This window comes from Kitasatospora sp. NPDC057738 (assembly GCF_042798815.1).
GTDB lineage: Bacteria > Actinomycetota > Actinomycetes > Streptomycetales > Streptomycetaceae > Kitasatospora > Kitasatospora lactacystinica.
This window is the reverse complement of sequence record NZ_JBHVJT010000025.1, coordinates 55,428-71,416: the sequence shown is the minus strand read 5'-3', so window position 1 is coordinate 71,416 and position 15,989 is coordinate 55,428. Positions and strand designations below refer to the sequence as shown.

At 73.1% G+C, this 15,989-nt stretch carries 13 protein-coding genes; all 13 read left to right on the top strand.

Annotated features, from left to right (window positions below):
- Positions 1-49: 49 nt before the first annotated feature.
- The 13 genes from ACFVGO_RS16335 (at position 50) to ACFVGO_RS16275 (ending at position 15,900) form a co-directional block, all read left to right on the top strand.
- A complete protein-coding gene (locus ACFVGO_RS16335) occupies positions 50-787 on the top strand; it encodes a CDP-alcohol phosphatidyltransferase family protein (RefSeq protein WP_359901747.1) in 738 nt (245 codons plus the stop codon).
- Entirely contained in the window at positions 784-1,680 is an 897-nt protein-coding gene (locus ACFVGO_RS16330; RefSeq protein WP_359901618.1) for a glycosyltransferase, read from the top strand. Before ACFVGO_RS16335 ends, ACFVGO_RS16330 begins: the two co-directional genes overlap by 4 nt.
- Positions 1,681-1,832: 152 nt before the next feature.
- Complete coding sequence (locus tag ACFVGO_RS16325; protein ID WP_380348796.1) at positions 1,833-2,774, top strand: ABC transporter permease; 942 nt, start codon at positions 1,833-1,835, stop codon at positions 2,772-2,774.
- Entirely contained in the window at positions 2,767-3,576 is an 810-nt protein-coding gene (locus ACFVGO_RS16320; protein WP_359901613.1) for an ABC transporter ATP-binding protein, read from the top strand. The genes ACFVGO_RS16325 and ACFVGO_RS16320 overlap by 8 nt, the downstream gene beginning before the upstream one ends.
- A gap of 305 nt (positions 3,577-3,881) precedes the next feature.
- A complete protein-coding gene (hpnC, locus tag ACFVGO_RS16315; protein WP_380632301.1) occupies positions 3,882-4,844 on the top strand; it encodes a squalene synthase HpnC in 963 nt (320 codons plus the stop codon).
- 41 nt (positions 4,845-4,885) lie between these two features.
- Positions 4,886-5,743: a presqualene diphosphate synthase HpnD gene (hpnD, locus tag ACFVGO_RS16310; RefSeq protein WP_359901745.1), complete on the top strand. Its 858-nt coding sequence runs from the start codon at positions 4,886-4,888 to the stop codon at positions 5,741-5,743.
- A 127-nt stretch (positions 5,744-5,870) separates the two neighbouring features.
- On the top strand, positions 5,871-7,304 hold the full coding sequence (gene hpnE, locus ACFVGO_RS16305; protein ID WP_359901607.1) for a hydroxysqualene dehydroxylase HpnE: 1,434 nt from the start codon (positions 5,871-5,873) through the stop codon (positions 7,302-7,304).
- Positions 7,305-7,540: 236 nt separating this feature from the next.
- On the top strand, positions 7,541-8,629 hold the full coding sequence (locus ACFVGO_RS16300) for a polyprenyl synthetase family protein (RefSeq protein ID WP_380348844.1): 1,089 nt from the start codon (positions 7,541-7,543) through the stop codon (positions 8,627-8,629).
- A 151-nt stretch (positions 8,630-8,780) separates the two neighbouring features.
- Positions 8,781-10,718: a squalene--hopene cyclase gene (shc, locus tag ACFVGO_RS16295; RefSeq protein ID WP_359901739.1), complete on the top strand. Its 1,938-nt coding sequence runs from the start codon at positions 8,781-8,783 to the stop codon at positions 10,716-10,718.
- On the top strand, positions 10,715-11,395 hold the full coding sequence (locus tag ACFVGO_RS16290; RefSeq protein ID WP_359901604.1) for a 1-hydroxy-2-methyl-2-butenyl 4-diphosphate reductase: 681 nt from the start codon (positions 10,715-10,717) through the stop codon (positions 11,393-11,395). Before shc ends, ACFVGO_RS16290 begins: the two co-directional genes overlap by 4 nt.
- 2 nt (positions 11,396-11,397) lie before the next feature.
- Positions 11,398-12,426, top strand: coding sequence for an adenosyl-hopene transferase HpnH (hpnH, locus tag ACFVGO_RS16285; RefSeq protein WP_359901601.1), 1,029 nt, complete (start codon positions 11,398-11,400; stop codon positions 12,424-12,426).
- A 176-nt stretch (positions 12,427-12,602) separates the two neighbouring features.
- A complete protein-coding gene (dxs, locus tag ACFVGO_RS16280; protein WP_380632298.1) occupies positions 12,603-14,513 on the top strand; it encodes a 1-deoxy-D-xylulose-5-phosphate synthase in 1,911 nt (636 codons plus the stop codon).
- Positions 14,503-15,900: an aspartate aminotransferase family protein gene (locus ACFVGO_RS16275; protein ID WP_359901596.1), complete on the top strand. Its 1,398-nt coding sequence runs from the start codon at positions 14,503-14,505 to the stop codon at positions 15,898-15,900. The genes dxs and ACFVGO_RS16275 overlap by 11 nt, the downstream gene beginning before the upstream one ends.
- Positions 15,901-15,989 lie beyond the last annotated feature (89 nt).

The following is a 15,989-nucleotide window of genomic DNA, read 5'->3' as shown; positions in this document are numbered from 1 at the left end:
CCGCAGGCCCTCGATCGAGGAACTGCGCGCGGTGATCCACCCGGAGGGCATGCTCCAGCGCCGCAGCGCCGAGCACTGGGCCGGGCGCCTGTACATGCGGAAGATCTCGCTGCGGATCACCCGCGTGCTCTCCACCATGACGGCGATCACGCCCAACGGCCTGACGTACCTGATGATGTTCACCGGCATCCTGGCCGGTGCCGCGCTGGTCGTGCCGGGCATCGCGGGCGCCGTCCTGGGCGCCCTGCTGATCCAGGTCTACCTGCTGCTGGACTGCGTGGACGGCGAGGTGGCCCGCTGGCGCCGGCAGACCTCGCTCACCGGGGTCTACCTGGACCGGGTCGGCCACTACATGTCCGAGGCGGCCCTGCTGACCGGCCTCGGCCTGCGCGCCACCGACCTGCTGCACCGCGAGGGCGCCGGGTCGCACTGGGAGTGGGCCTTCCTCGGCACCCTGGCCGCGCTCGGCGCGATCCTGATCAAGTCCGAGACCGACCTGGTGGACGTGGCCCGGGCGCGCAGCGGCATGACGGCCGTCGAGGACAGCGCCTCGGTCCCGCGGTCCTCCTCCGTCGCCAGGGCCCGCCGGGCGGCCTCCTTCCTGAAGTTCCACCGCCTGGTCGGCGCGGTCGAGGCCTCGCTGTTCGTCCTGGCCGCCGGCGTCGCGGACGCCGTGCACGGCGGACTCCTCTTCACCCGGCTCGCGGTGGTCGTCCTGGCGGCGATCGCGATGCTCCAGACCGTGCTGCACCTGCTGAGCATCGTCCTCTCCAGCAGGCTGCGATGAACGGGACCACCGCGGAGAACTTCCGCCTCGGCGCCGTGATCATCACCATGGGCAACCGGCCGGCCGAGCTCAACGCCCTGATCGAGGCCGTCCGCGCCCAGGAGGGCCCGGCGGTCGAACTGGCCGTGGTCGGCCAGGGCGTGAAGCTGCCCCCGCTGCCGGAGGGCGTGCGCAGCGTCGAGCTGCCGGAGAACCTGGGCATCCCGGGCGGGCGCAACGTCGGCATCGAGCTGTTCGGCCGGGACGGGGCGGAGGTCGACGCGGTCCTCTTCCTGGACGACGACGGGAACCTGCCGCGCACCGACTCGGCCCGCCTGCTGCGCGAGGCCTTCACCGCCGACCCGGAGCTGGGCATCGTCGCCTTCCGGATCGCGGATCCGGACACCGGGGTCACCCAGCGCCGCCACGTCCCCCGGCTGCGCGCCAGCGACCCGCTGCGCTCGTCCCGGGTGACGACCTTCCTCGGCGGCGCGAGCGCGGTGCGCTGCAAGGTGTTCGAGCAGGCCGGGCAGCTGCCCGCCGAGTTCTTCTACGCCCACGAGGAGACCGACCTCGCGTGGCGCGCGCTGGACGCCGGCTGGGCCATCGACTACCGGGCGGACGTGGTGCTGCACCACCCCACGACCTCGCCGGCCCGCCACGCGACCTACTTCCACAACGTGGCCCGAAACCGGGTCTGGCTCGCGAGGCGGAACCTTCCGGCCCTGTTGGTGCCTCTCTATCCGGGAACCTGGTTCCTGCTGACCCTGGCCCGCCGCCCCTCCCCGGAGGCGCTGAAGGCCTGGTGGGGCGGGTTCCGGGCGGGCTGGCGCGAACCCTGCGGTCCGCGGCGGCCCATGCGGTGGCGTACCGTCTGGCGACTGACCAGGCTGGGCCGACCACCGATCATCTGATCGCATCCGATGGCACCCGCATCGAATGCCCGATCGCTGCGGCCGGTGCCCACACACCGGCCGGCTCCCCCGAGATCCCAGTGGATCCCCATCGGTGCACCGGCGGACCTCGCCGACCGGCCGCCCCGACCGATCCCGCGTGAAGGACGAATGTGTCGACAGTGAGTGAACCCGTCAGCCTCTCGGCCCCCAGAGGGGTGGACGCGGGCCTGACCCCCAAGCAGCTTGCGGACAAGTACGGCCTGGCGGTCAGCGGTGCCCGTCCCGGCCTGTTCGCCTACTCCAAGCAGCTCTGGGCCCGGCGCCACTTCATCTGGGCCTTCGCCACCGCCCGCCTGGTGGCCCAGTACACCAACGCCAAGCTCGGCCAGCTGTGGCAGGTGGTGACCCCGCTGCTCAACTGCGCGGTGTTCTACCTGGTCTTCGGCGTGATCCTGGCGAGCAAGCAGGGCTTCCCGGACAACACCTACATCGCCTGGCTCTGCATCGGCGTCTTCGTCTTCCAGTTCACCCAGAACGCGGTGCAGGCCGGCACCCGGGCGATCTCCGACAACCTCGGGCTGATCCGGGCGCTGCACTTCCCCCGGGCCAGCCTCCCGATCGCCTTCACCGTGATCCAGCTCCAGCAGCTGCTGATCTCCATGGTCGTCCTGGTCGTCACGGTGCTCGCCGCCGGCATCACCCCGGGCCGGACCTGGCTGCTGATCATCCCGGCGCTGCTCCTGCAGACGCTCTTCAACACCGGCATCTCGCTGGTGATGGCCCGGATCGGCTCCCGGACCAGCGACATCTCCCAGCTGATCCCGTTCGTGATGCGCGCCTGGATGTTCCTGTCCGGTGTGATGTTCAGCATCCAGGACAAGATCACCCACTGGCCGCACTACATCCAGACGCTGATGTCGCTCAACCCGGCGTCGATCTACATGGACCTGCTGCGGCACGCCTTCGCGCCGGTCATCTACAACCCGCACCAGCCGGTGCACCAGGCCCTCCCGCCGCACCAGTGGGCGTACGGCCTCGCCTGGGGCGTGGGCATGTTCGTCGTCGGATACGTCTTCTTCTGGAAGGCCGAGGAGGAGTACGGCCGTGGCTGACATCGACCTGAGCAAGAGCGACACCGTCCTGGACACGGACGTGGCCCGCGAGCCCACCGTCGTCGTCGACGACGTGCACATCGTCTACAAGGTGCACGGCGCCGGCTCCGGCAAGGGCAGCGCCACCTCGGCGCTGAGCCGCATCATCAGCCGCAAGCGCGCCGCCGGCGTGCGCGAGGTGCACGCGGTCAAGGGCGTCAGCTTCACCGCGTACAAGGGTGAGGCGATCGGCCTGATCGGCTCCAACGGCTCCGGCAAGTCGACCATGCTGGCCGCCATCGCGGGCCTGCTGCCGACCGAGAAGGGCGGCATCTACACCAACGGCCAGCCCTCGCTGCTGGGCGTCAACGCCGCGCTGATGAACGAGCTCACCGGTGAGCGCAACGTCATCCTCGGCTGCCTGGCGATGGGCATGACCCCGGCCCAGGTCAAGGCGCGCTACCAGGACATCGTCGACTTCTCCGGCATCAACGACAAGGGCGACTTCATCTCCCTGCCGATGCGCACCTACTCCTCCGGCATGGGCGCCCGGCTGCGCTTCTCGATCGCGGCCGCGAAGACCCACGACGTGCTGCTGATCGACGAGGCCCTCGCCACCGGCGACCAGGCCTTCCAGCAGCGCAGCAAGCGCCGGATCGACGAGCTGCGCAAGTCCGCCGGTACGGTCTTCCTGGTCAGCCACGACAACAACTCGATCCGCGAGGTCTGCGAGCGGACCATATGGATCGAGGCCGGCGAGCTGGTCATGGACGGACCCACCGAGGAGGTCGTCAGCCGCTACGAGCGCGGCGACCGACCGTAGTCTCCGTCACACCCCAGGGGCCGGTTCCGGAACTTCCGGAGCCGGCCCTTCACCGTGCCCGTGGCCCGGTCCGTACGCCCCGAGGCCCCGGCCGGCCCGCCGCCGCGGGGGTGAGCGCGCGGTGCCCGGGGCGGGGCGCTCTTTTCCGCCGGGCCCCGGCGTGCCAGCCTGGTGGTCCCGGGGGCGGTGTGCCGTGCGTGGCCCCCGCGCTCGGACGCGTGTCCGAGTCGGGCCGGTCGTGCCACGCGGTGTAGAACGGGGGAGTGACAGCAGTGTCGGCTTCGGCCCAGCCCAGAGATACGCCGGTGAACGGTTCCGCAGGACAGACCCTGGACAAGGCGGGCGCGGAGAACTTCCCCGTCGCCCCCTTCTTCCTGCCCGCGGCCTGGCGCGACGACCTGATGGCGGTGTACGGCTTCGCCCGCCTGGTCGACGACGCCGGCGACGGCGACCTGGCCGACCCGGCCGCCACCGCCCGCCTGCTCGGGGTCGAGCGGACGCCCCCCGCCACCCCTTCGGCCCAGCCCGGCCCGCCGACCCCGCAGGAGACCGCCTTCCGGCTCGCCCTGCTCGACGGGCTGGAGCAGGACCTCGACCGGGTCTTCGAGACCGCGCTGAGCACCGCCGGCGGCTCCGGGGCCGGCGCCGACCGGCCCCGCCACCCGCTGCTGGACGCGCTCGTCCCGCTGGTCGACCGGCACGGCCTGACCCCCGAGCCGTTCCGCCGTCTGATCGAGGCCAACCGGGTGGACCAGACCACCGCCCGCTACGCGACCTTCGACGACCTGCTCGGCTACTGCATCCTCTCCGCCGACCCGGTCGGCCGCCTCGTGCTGGCCATCGCCGGCGTCTCCACCCCCGAGCGGATCGAGCTCTCGGACGCCGTGTGCAGCGGCCTCCAGGTGGTCGAGCACGTCCAGGACGTGGCCGAGGACCTCGCCCACGGCCGGATCTACCTGCCCGCCGAGGACCTGGCCCGCTTCGGTGTCACCGAGGCGGACCTGGCCGCCCCCTCCGCCGACGGCGCGGTGCGCGAGCTGATCGCCTTCGAGGTCGAGCGGGCCCGCACCCTGCTCGACCGCGGCGCACCATTGGTAGGTACGGTTCGGGGGAGGCTTCGACTGCTCCTGGCGGGATTCACCGCAGGCGGCTACGCGGCCCTGGCGGCCGTCGAGGACGCCGGGTACGACGTGCTCGCCCAGCAGGCGAAGCCTGACAAGCGCCGCCTCGCAGCGAAGGCGGCGGCCATCTTCGCGAAGGGAAGGTGAACGCCCGAGTGGCGGTATCACCACTGGCGTCGGCCCAGGTCATGGCGGCGTACCGGTACTGCGAGGCAGTCACCGGACTGCAGGCGCGCAACTTCAGCTACGGCATCCGGTTGCTGCCCGAACCCAAGCGGCTGGCCATGTCGGCCCTGTACGCCCTGGCCCGCCGGGTGGACGACATCGGGGACGGCGACCTCCCGGACGACCGCAAGGCCGAGGCACTGCTGCGCACCCGGGAACTGGTGGACGAGGTCCGCTCCGGGGTCGTCGCCGAGGACGACACCGACCCGATCAAGGTCGCCCTGGCCGACGCGGCCCGGCGCTTCCCGATCCCGCTCGGCGGCTTCGACGAGCTGATCGACGGCGTCGAGATGGACCTCAAGGGCGCCGAGTACCAGACCTTCGAGGAGCTGAAGGTCTACTGCCGCTGCGTGGCGGGCGCGATCGGGCGGCTCTCGCTGGGCGTCTACGGCTGCGACGACCCGGAGCTCGGGGCGCGCTACGCGGACACCCTGGGCCTGGCGCTGCAGCTCACCAACATCCTGCGCGACCTGCGCGAGGACGCCCTGAACGGCCGCACCTACCTGCCCGCCGAGGACCTGGTCCGGTTCGGCTGCGAGCAGGGCTTCGCCCTGCCGGAGCCGCCGGTCGGCGCGGACTTCACCGGCCTGGTGGCCTTCGAGGCCGCCCGCGCCCAGGCGGCCTTCGAGGAGGGCCTGCGGCTGCTGCCGATGCTCGACCGCCGCAGCCGCGCCTGCACCGCCGCGATGGCCGGGATCTACCACCGGCTGCTCGGCCGGATCGCCACCGACCCGGAGTCGGTGCTGCGCGGCCGGGTCTCCCTGCCGGGCTGGGAGAAGGCGTACGTGGCGCTTTCCGGGCTCGCCGGGGGGCGTTCTTGATTCTCACACCAGTTCTGTCACGCTGTGTCAGCGTGGAATCACGTGCGGGTAGTTCCGTGCCGACCGGGCGAGTACCGGCTTCAGCGACCGCCTGCGGGCGGTCCACCGACTGCGAGGGGGAGGGCCGATGACCGGGCGAGCCGATGCCGCGCGCCCGGCCGCCGTCGTGGTCGGCGGCGGTCTGGCCGGGATCACCACCGCACTGCGCCTCGCCGAGGCCGGCCACCGGGTCACCCTCGCCGAGGGGCGGCCGCGGCTCGGCGGCCTGGCCTTCTCCTTCCAGCGCGGTGAGCTGACCGTCGACAACGGCCAGCACGTCTACCTGCGCTGCTGCACCGCCTACCGCGGCCTGCTGGAGCGGCTCGGCGCCACCCGGCTGGTCAACCTCCAGGAGCGCCTCGACATCCCGGTGCTCTCCGTCACCGGGCCGCGGGCCGCCCCGGTGCGCACCCTGGGGCGGCTGCGCCGGGCCGGCCTGCCCGTCCCGCTGCACCTGGCCGCCAGCCTGGCCCGCTACCCGCACCTGTCCCCGGCCGACCGCGCCCGGGTGGTCCGCGGCGCGCTCGCCCTGCAGCGGCTGGACCTCGCCGACCCGGCGCTGGACGCGATCTCCTTCGGCGAGTGGCTGCGCCGCAACGGGCAGAACGCCGCCACCCAGGCCGCCCTGTGGGACCTGGTCGGCGTCGCCACCCTGAACGGCCGGGCCGACCAGGTGTCGATGGCGCTCGCCGGGATGGTCTTCAAGACCGGTCTGCTCTCCGACCCGGGCGCCTCGGACATCGGCGTCTCCGCCGTCCCGCTCGGCACGATCCACCACGACCGGGCGCTCGCCGAGCTGGAGCGGGCCGGCGTCCGGGTGCTGCTGCGGTCCCGGGTGGCCGAACTGAAGCCGGCCGCGCCGCAGCACGACGTCCGGCTGGAGAGCGGGGAACTGCTCACCGCCGACACCGTCGTGCTGGCCGGCGCCCAGGACAGCACGGCCGCGCTGCTGCCGCCGAACGCGATCCCCGGGCAGGAGCGGCTGGCCGGCTTCGGCACCGCGCCGATCCTCAACGTGCACGTGATCTACGACCGCAAGGTGCTGCGCCGGCCGTTCTTCGCCGCGCTCGGCTCCCCGGTCCAGTGGGTCTTCGACCGCACGGCGCACTCCGGCCTGGCCGCCGCCCCGCTGGGCCGGGCCCACCCGGGCGCCCAGTACCTGGCGCTGTCGCAGTCCGCCGCGCAGGACGAGATCGACCTCCCGGTCGCCGAGCTGCGCCGCCGCTACCTGCCGGAGCTGGGCCGGCTGCTGCCGGCCGCGGCCCAGGCGGAGGTGCTGGACTTCTTCGTCACCCGGGAGCGCACCGCCACCTTCGACCCGGCCCCGGGCAACGGGGCGCTGCGCCCGTCGGCCCGTACCGACGTCGCCGGCCTGCTGCTGGCCGGCTCGTGGACGGCCACCGGCTGGCCCGCGACCATGGAAGGGGCCGTGCGCAGCGGCCACGCCGCGGCGGACGCCGCGCTCGCCGCGGCCGGCACCCGGGTGCCGGTGGACCGCGGCGACGGGAGGTGGCCCAGGTGACGGCGGGCCCCGCCGCCGGAGAGCCCGCCAGAGCCGACGGGCGTACCGTCGAGCGCATCGGCGCAACCACCGGCCGCGGCCCGTCCGGCCGCACCGGCACCACCGACACCGGCACCACTGACACCGGCACCACCGACACCGGCACCATCGGCACCGGCACTCGATTCGACACCTGCCGCACTGCCGGCACCCGGCCGCCCCGTGCGGTCCGGCACCACGAGGGAGAGGGAACGCACGTGGAGTCACGCACCGGCTTCGCCGTCGGAGGCACGGCGCACGCCGAACCGGTCTCGGTGCCGGAGCTGCTCGCCCGCAGCCGTACGCTCTGCACCCCGCCGCTACGGGCCGCCGTCGCCCGTTTGGCCGCACCCATGGACACCGTCGCCGCCTACCACTTCGGCTGGATCGACCGGGACGGCACGCCGGTGACGGGGGACGGCGGCAAGGCCGTGCGCCCGGCGCTGGCGCTGCTGTCCGCCCGGGCCACCGGCGCGGCGGCCGAGGTGGGGGTGCCCGGCGGGGTCGCGGTTGAACTGGTGCACAACTTCTCCCTCCTCCATGATGATCTGATGGACGGTGACGAGACCCGACGGCACCGGGCCACCGCCTGGACGGTCTTCGGGCCGGCCCAGGCGATCCTGGTCGGCGACGCCCTGGCGACGCTCGGCACCGAGGTGCTGCTCGACGCCGCGGTGACCGGCGGCGCCAGCGCCACCGACGCCGCGCGTGCCGTCCGACTGCTCACCACGGCGACCCGCCGGCTGATCGACGGCCAGGCCATGGACGTCGCCTTCGAACAGCGCGACAGCGTCACGGTCGCGGAGTGCCTGGAGATGGAGGGCGGCAAGACGGCGGCCCTGCTGGCCGCCGCCTCGGCGATCGGCGCCGTCCTGGCCGGCGCCGACGACAAGGTCTCCGGCGCGCTCCAGCGCTACGGCCACCACCTCGGCCTGGCCTTCCAGGCGGTCGACGACCTGCTCGGCATCTGGGGTGCCACCGAGGTCACCGGCAAGCCGCACTGGGGAGACCTGCGCCAGCGCAAGAAGTCCCTGCCGGTGGCCGCCGCACTGGCCGAGGGCGGAGCGGCCTCGCGCCGGCTCGCCGAGCAACTGGCCGACCCGAAGGGACGCGGGGAGGAGAGCGAGCCCGAGCTCGCCGACCGGGCCGCGCTGATCGAGGAGGCCGGCGGCCGCGCCTGGACCCAGGAGGAGGCCCGCCGCCAGCACACGACTGCCCTCGCCGCCCTGGACGAGGTGCCCATGACCGACGAGGTGCGCGAGCACTTCGTCGCACTCGCCGAATTCGTGGTGGTACGAGAGAGGTGACGTTACGTTGACAGCAACCGCGGACGGCCGGCTCGACCCTGAGTACGATCCCGAGCCGGTCGCGGTGGGCGACCGCCCCCCGGCCCTGCTGGGCACGGGGCGGTGGCAGCCCGAGGACACCGACCAGCTCCGGCCGGCCGGTGGGGCGGACCTGCGGCCGGCCGACGCGCGGGAGGCCCTGGCCCGCGCCACCACCCACCTGCTCTCCCTGCAGTCGTCCGAGGGCTGGTGGAAGGGCGACCTGGAGACCAACGTCACCATGGATGCCGAGGACTTACTGCTCCGCCAGTTCCTCGGAATCCGCACCGAGGAGCTGACCCACGCCACCGCCGAGTGGATCCGCTCCCAGCAGCGCGAGGACGGCACCTGGTCCACCTTCCACGGCGGGCCGCCCGAGCTGTCCACCACCGTCGAGGCGTACGTCGCGCTCAAGCTGGCCGGCGACGACCCGGACGCCCCCCACATGCTGGCCGCCGCGCGCTACGTCCGCTCCGCCGGGGGCATCGCGGCCGCCCGGGTGTTCACCCGGATCTGGCTCGCCCTGTTCGGCTGGTGGCCCTGGGACCGGCTGCCCGAGATGCCGCCCGAGATCATCTTCCTGCCCAAGTGGCTGCCGCTGAACATCTACGCCTTCGGTTGCTGGGCCCGCCAGACCATCGTCCCGCTGACCGTCGTCTCCTCCCACCGCCCGGTCCGTCCGGCCCCCTTCGCGCTCACCGAGCTGCACACCGACCCGAACGACCCGTACCCCCACCGGCCGCTCGCCCCCGCCACCACCTGGGACGGCCTCTTCGAACGCCTCGACAAGGCGCTGCACGCCTACCACCGCCGGGCCTTCCGCCCGCTGCGCCGACTGGCCGTCTCGCAGGCCTGCCGCTGGATCGTCGAACGGCAGGAGGCCGACGGCTGCTGGGGCGGCATCCAGCCCCCCGCCGTCTACTCGCTGATCGCCCTGCACCTGGAGGGCTACGAGCTGGAGCACCCGGTGGTGAAGGCCGGGCTCTCCTCCTTCGACCGCTTCACCGTGCACACCGAGGACGGCAAGCGCTGGCTGGAGGCCTGCCAGTCCCCGGTCTGGGACACCTGCCTGGCCACCATCGCCCTGGTCGACGCCGGGGTGCCGGCCGACCACCCGGCGCTGGTCTCCGCCGTCGACTGGATGCTCGGCGAGGAGATCCGCAAGCCCGGCGACTGGGCCGTGAAGCGGCCCGGGCTCGCCCCCGGCGGCTGGGCCTTCGAGTTCGAGAACGACACCTACCCCGACATCGACGACACCGCCGAGGTGGTGCTCGCGCTGCGCCGGGTCGCCCACCCCGATCCGGGCAAGGTCGACGCGGCGGTGGACCGGGGCGTGCTGTGGAACCTCGGCATGCAGTCCAAGAACGGCGCCTGGGGCGCCTTCGACGTGGACAACACCGGCACGCTGCCCAACAAGCTGCCGTTCTGCGACTTCGGCGAGGTGGTCGACCCGCCGTCCGCCGACGTCACCGCGCACGTGGTGGAGATGCTCGCCGAGACCGGCCGCTCCCGAGACCCCCGGACCAGGCGCGGCGTCGAATGGCTGCTGCGCAACCAGGAGGCGGACGGCTCCTGGTTCGGCCGCTGGGGCACCAACTACATCTACGGCACGGGCTCGGTGCTGCCCGCCCTGGTGGCGGCCGGCGTCCCGGACGAGCACCCGGCGATCCGCCGGGCGGTGCGGTGGCTGGAGGACCGGCAGAACGCCGACGGCGGCTGGGGCGAGGACATGCGCTCCTACGACGACCCGGCGCGCTGGGCCGGGCGCGGCGACTCCACCGCCTCGCAGACCGCGTGGGCGCTGATGGCGCTGCTCTCGGCCGGCGAGGGGCCGCAGGGCCGGGCCAACCCGGCGGTGGAGCGCGGCGTGGACTGGCTGGTGCGCACCCAGCTGCCCGAGGGCACCTGGGACGAGCCGCAGTTCACCGGCACCGGCTTCCCGTGGGACTTCTCCATCAACTACCACCTGTACCGGCTGGTCTTCCCGGTCACCGCGCTCGGCCGCTACCTCAACGGCGCCCCGGGCACGGGCCGGCCCGACGGCGCCCCGGCGATCGGGGCGGCCCGGTGACCACCGCGCCCCTGCTGGTGCTCTGCGCCCTGGGCCCCGAGGTCTGGGCCCTGCGCGGCGGTGACTGGCGCGGCGCGGTCGGCGGCTCCCCGGTACTGCTGCGCACCGGGGTCGGCCGGCGGCGCGCCGGGACGGCCGTCCGACGGCTGCTCGGCTCCGCCCCCACCGGCTACGGCGCCGTGGTGGTGGCCGGCTTCGGGGCCGCGGTCGGCCCCGGTGTCCTGCCCGGCGACGTGGTGGCCGCCGACGGCGTGCGCGACGCCGAGGGCCACCTGTACCCGGTCGACTCCGGCCCGGGGCTCACCCGGGCGCTGAAGGAGCGCGGCCTGACCGTGCACACCGGCGTCCACCACACCGCCGACCACGTGGTGCGCGGCATCGAACGGCGCGCCCTGCACCTCCAGGGCGCGCTCGCCGTCGACATGGAGGCCGCCGCCGTCCTGGCCGCGCTGTGCGAGGTGCGGCCCGCGCTGCCGGCGGCCGTCCTGCGGGTGGTGGTGGACACGCCCGAGCACGAGCTGCTGCGGTTCGGCACCCTCCCGGCCGGGGTGCGTGCCTGGCGGACCCTGCGGGCGACGGTCCCCGCCCTGGTCGACTGGTACCGGCAGGAGCGCGCGCCCGGCTCCGCAGACCTGAACCACCCCACATCCTCGACGCTCCCCCAGGAGGCGAGCTAGCCATGGCCATGCCGTTGCGCCAGACCGTGCGGGTCGGCACCTACCTCATGCAGCAGAAGCTGTTCAAGCGCCGGGACAAGTTCCCGCTGATCGTGGAGCTGGAGCCGCTCTTCGCGTGCAACCTCGCCTGCGAGGGCTGCGGCAAGATCCAGCACCCGGCGGGCGTGCTGAAGCAGCGGATGCCCGTGGCCCAGGCGGTCGGCGCGGTCCTGGAGTCGGGTGCCCCGATGGTCTCGATCGCCGGCGGCGAGCCGCTGATGCACCCGCAGATCGACGAGATCGTCCGGCAGCTGGTCGAGCGCCGCAAGTACGTCTTCCTCTGCACCAACGCGCTGCTGATGCGCAAGAAGATGGACAAGTTCACGCCCTCGCCGTACTTCACCTTCGCGGTGCACATCGACGGCATGCGCGAGCGGCACGACGAGTCGGTGGCCAAGGAGGGCACCTTCGACGAGGCGGTGGCCGCGATCAAGGAGGCCAAGCGCCGCGGCTTCCGGGTCACCACCAACAGCACCTTCTTCAACACCGACACCCCGCAGACCGTCATCGAGGTGCTGGACTACCTCAACGACGAGCTCAAGGTGGACGAGATGATGATCTCGCCCGCCTACGCCTACGAGAAGGCCCCCGACCAGGAGCACTTCCTCGGCGTCGAGCAGACCAGGGAGCTCTTCCGCACGGCCTTCGCCGACGGCAACCGCAAGCGCTGGCGCCTCAACCACAGCCCGCTCTTCCTGGACTTCCTGGAGGGCAAGGCCGACTTCGAGTGCACCCCCTGGGGCATCCCCAACTACTCGCTGTTCGGCTGGCAACGGCCCTGCTACCTGATGGCCGACGGCTACGTGCCGACCTACCGCGAACTGGTCGAGAAGACCGACTGGAGCAAGTACGGCCGCGGCAAGGACCCGCGCTGCGAGAACTGCATGGCCCACTGCGGCTACGAGCCGACCGCCGTCCTCGCGACGATGGGCTCGCTCCAGCAGTCGCTGCGCGCCATCACCGAGACCGTCAGCGGCAACAAGGGCCGCTGAGACGGGAGCCGGCCCCCGGGTCGGCACCCCGGCCCGGGCCCCGCGCCCGGGCCGGCTCCGCCCAACCGGGCCGGGCCCGTTCCCGAACCGGGTCCGTTCCCGAACCGGGCCGGGCCCCGCGCCGCCCGGGCCGGCCGGAGGCGCCACCGCACCGCTCCGAGTCGTGAGGTGTACCCATGTCACTGCTCTCCCGCGTCACGTCGCCGGCCGAGCTGCGCAAGCTCCCGGCGGCCGAACTCCCGCTGCTCGCCGACGAGATCCGCGACTTCCTGATCGACGCCGTCACCCGCACCGGCGGCCACCTGGGGCCCAACCTCGGCGTGGTGGAGCTGACCATCGCGCTGCACCGGGTCTTCGACTCGCCGTACGACCGGATCGTCTTCGACACCGGCCACCAGAGCTACGTCCACAAGCTGCTCACCGGCCGCCAGGACTTCACCCGGCTGCGGATGCGCGGCGGACTCTCCGGATACCCCTCGCGCGGCGAGTCCGAGCACGACCTGGTCGAGAACTCGCACGCCTCCACCGCGCTCTCCTACGCCGACGGCCTGGCCAAGGCCGCCCGGCTGCTCGGCCAGCACGACCGGCACACCGTCGCGGTGATCGGCGACGGCGCGCTCACCGGCGGGCTCGCCTGGGAGGCGCTCAACAACATCGCCGAGGCGCGCGACCGGCCGCTGGTCATCGTCGTCAACGACAACGAGCGCTCCTACGCCAGGACCATCGGCGGCCTCGCCAACCACCTGGCCACCCTGCGCACCACCCAGGGCTACGAGCGCTTCCTCGCCCTCGGCAAGGAGGCCCTGCAGCGCACCCCGCTGGTCGGCCAGCCGATCTTCGACGCGCTGCACGGAGCCAAGAAGGGGTTCAAGGACGCCTTCGCCCCGCAGGGCATGTTCGAGGACCTCGGCCTCAAGTACCTCGGACCGATCGACGGCCACGACCTGGGCGCGGTCGAACAGGCGCTGCGCCAGGCCCGCAACTTCGGCGGGCCGGTCATCGTGCACTGCCTGACCGTCAAGGGGCGCGGCTACCGGCCGGCCGAGCAGGACGAGGCCGACCGCTTCCACGCCGTCAACCCGATCGACCCCTACACCTGCCTGCCGATCTCGCCCAGCGGCGGCGTCTCCTGGACCTCGGTATTCGGGGACGAGCTGGTCACCCTCGGCGCCGAGCGGCCGGACCTGGTGGCGATCACCGCGGCCATGCTCCAGCCGGTCGGCCTGGCCCCGTTCGCCAAGGCCTACCCGGAGCGGACCTTCGACGTCGGGATCGCCGAGCAGCACGCCGTCACCAGTGCGGCGGGGCTGGCCACCGGCGGGCTGCACCCGGTGGTCGCGGTCTACGCGACCTTCCTCAACCGGGCCTTCGACCAGGTCCTGATGGACGTCGCCCTGCACCGGCTGGGCGTCACCTTCGTGCTCGACCGCTCCGGGGTGACCGGGCCGGACGGCGCCTCGCACAACGGCATGTGGGACATGTCGATCCTCCAGGTGGTCCCCGGCCTGCGGCTCGCCGCGCCCCGCGACGCCGAACAGCTGCGCGCCCAGCTGCGCGAGGCCGTCGAGGTCCGGGACGCCCCGACCGTCGTGCGCTTCCCGAAGGGGAACGTCGGGCCCGCGGTGCCGGCCGTGGAGCGGACCGGCGGGGTGGACGTGCTGCTGCGCACCGGGCGGGTGCCGGAGATCCTGCTGGTCGCGGTCGGCACCACCGCCTCCGCCTGCCTGGACGCGGCCCGGCTGCTGCTCGCCGAGGGCTTCACCGCGACCGTGGTCGACCCGCGCTGGGTCAAGCCCGTCGACCCGGCGCTGCCCGAACTGGCCGCCGCCCACCGGCTGGTGGTCACCGTCGAGGACAACGGCCGTACCGGCGGCGTCGGTTCGGTCCTCGCCCAGGCGCTGCGCGACGCCGACGTGGACGTGCCGGTGCGGGTGCTCGGCCTGCCCCAGGAGTTCCTCGGCCACGCCTCGCGCGGGGAGATCCTGGAGGAGGCCGGACTGACCGGCACCGGGGTCGCCGCCCAGACCGCCGTCTTCGCCAAGAACCTGCTACCGACCCGAGGAGCGAACCCGCGCCATGCCGGCTGACCCAGACCGCCCCTTCGACCTCGCCGCCCTGATCGCCGAACGCGGCGGCGAGCGCTACGAGTTGCAGAGCCGCTACCTCAATCCGCAGCTGCCGCGCATGCTGCACACCATCGGCTTCGACAAGTACTACGAGCGCGCCGAGGGCCAGTACTTCTACGACGCCGAGGGCAACGAGTACCTCGACATGCTGGCCGGCTTCGGGATCTTCGCGCTCGGCCGCCACCACCCGGTGGTGCGCTCGGCGGTCCAGCAGGTGATGGACCTCGACCTGCCGGACCTGGTCCGCTTCGACTGCCCGCCGCTGCCCGGACTGCTGGCCGAGCGGCTGCTGTCGTACGCGCCCGGGCTGGACCGGGTGTTCTTCGGCAACAGCGGCACCGAGGCGGTGGAGACCGCGCTCAAGTTCGCCCGGTACGCCACCGGGCGCCGGCGGATCCTCTACGCCGACCACGCCTTCCACGGACTGACCACCGGCTCGCTCTCGGTCAACGGGGAGAACGGATTCCGCAAGGGCTTCGACCCGCTGCTGCCGGACACCGCCATCCCGCTCGGCGATCTCGGCGCGCTGGCCAAGGAGTTGAAGCGCGGCGACGTCGCGGGGCTGATCGTCGAGCCGATCCAGGGCAAGGGCGTCCAGGCTCCGCCGCCCGGCTGGCTGCGCGCCGCCCAGGCCCTGCTGCACGAGCACAAGGCGCTGCTGATCTGCGACGAGGTGCAGACCGGCATCGGCCGCACCGGCGAGTTCTTCGCCTACCAGCACGAGGACGGGGTCCTGCCCGACCTCGTCTGCGCGGCCAAGGCGCTGTCCGGCGGGTACGTGCCCATCGGGGCGACGCTCGGCAAGAGCTGGATCTTCGAGAAGGTGTACTCCTCGATGGACCGGGTGCTGGTGCATTCGGCCAGCTTCGGGTCCAACGCCCAGGCCATGGCGGCCGGGCTGGCGACCCTGGAGGTGATGCGCGACGAGCAGGTGGTGGAGAACGCCCGCAAGGTGGGCGACCACCTCCGCGAACGGCTGGCCGCACTGGTCGACACCTACGAGCTGCTCGCCGAGGTGCGCGGGCGCGGGCTGATGATCGGGATCGAGTTCGGCCGGCCCAAGTCGCTCAAGCTGCGCACCGGTTGGACCGCGCTCCAGGCGGCGCGCAAGGGGCTGTTCGCGCAGATGGTGGTGGTGCCGCTGCTGCAGCGGCACCGCATCCTGACCCAGGTGTCCGGCGACCACCTGGAAGTGATCAAGCTGATCCCGCCGCTGATCATCACCGAGCGCGATGTGGACCGGTTCGTGGAAGCCTTCAGCGACATCATGGACGAGGCCCACCGGGGGAGCGGCCTGATGTGGGACTTCGGGCGGACGCTGGTCAAGCAGGCGGTCGGCGGCCGCTGAGCCCGGGGCCGCGCGTGGCGCGGACTGGGAAGCCGGGGGTGTGGAGTGGGAGCCGGGGCGTGGGAAGTCGGTGGCGCGGAGTGGGAAGT

Excerpts from the sequence above, each read along its gene's own strand:
- ACFVGO_RS16335 (WP_359901747.1), top strand. The coding sequence starts at position 50 with ATGCTCCAGCGCCGCAGCGCCGAGCACTGGGCCGGGCGCCTGTACATG.
- ACFVGO_RS16330 (WP_359901618.1), top strand. The coding sequence starts at position 784 with ATGAACGGGACCACCGCGGAGAACTTCCGCCTCGGCGCCGTGATCATC.
- hpnD (WP_359901745.1), top strand. The coding sequence starts at position 4,886 with ATGGCGGCGTACCGGTACTGCGAGGCAGTCACCGGACTGCAGGCGCGC.
- hpnE (WP_359901607.1), top strand. The coding sequence starts at position 5,871 with ATGACCGGGCGAGCCGATGCCGCGCGCCCGGCCGCCGTCGTGGTCGGC.
- hpnH (WP_359901601.1), top strand. The coding sequence starts at position 11,398 with ATGGCCATGCCGTTGCGCCAGACCGTGCGGGTCGGCACCTACCTCATG.
- dxs (WP_380632298.1), top strand. The coding sequence starts at position 12,603 with ATGTCACTGCTCTCCCGCGTCACGTCGCCGGCCGAGCTGCGCAAGCTC.
- ACFVGO_RS16275 (WP_359901596.1), top strand. The coding sequence starts at position 14,503 with ATGCCGGCTGACCCAGACCGCCCCTTCGACCTCGCCGCCCTGATCGCC.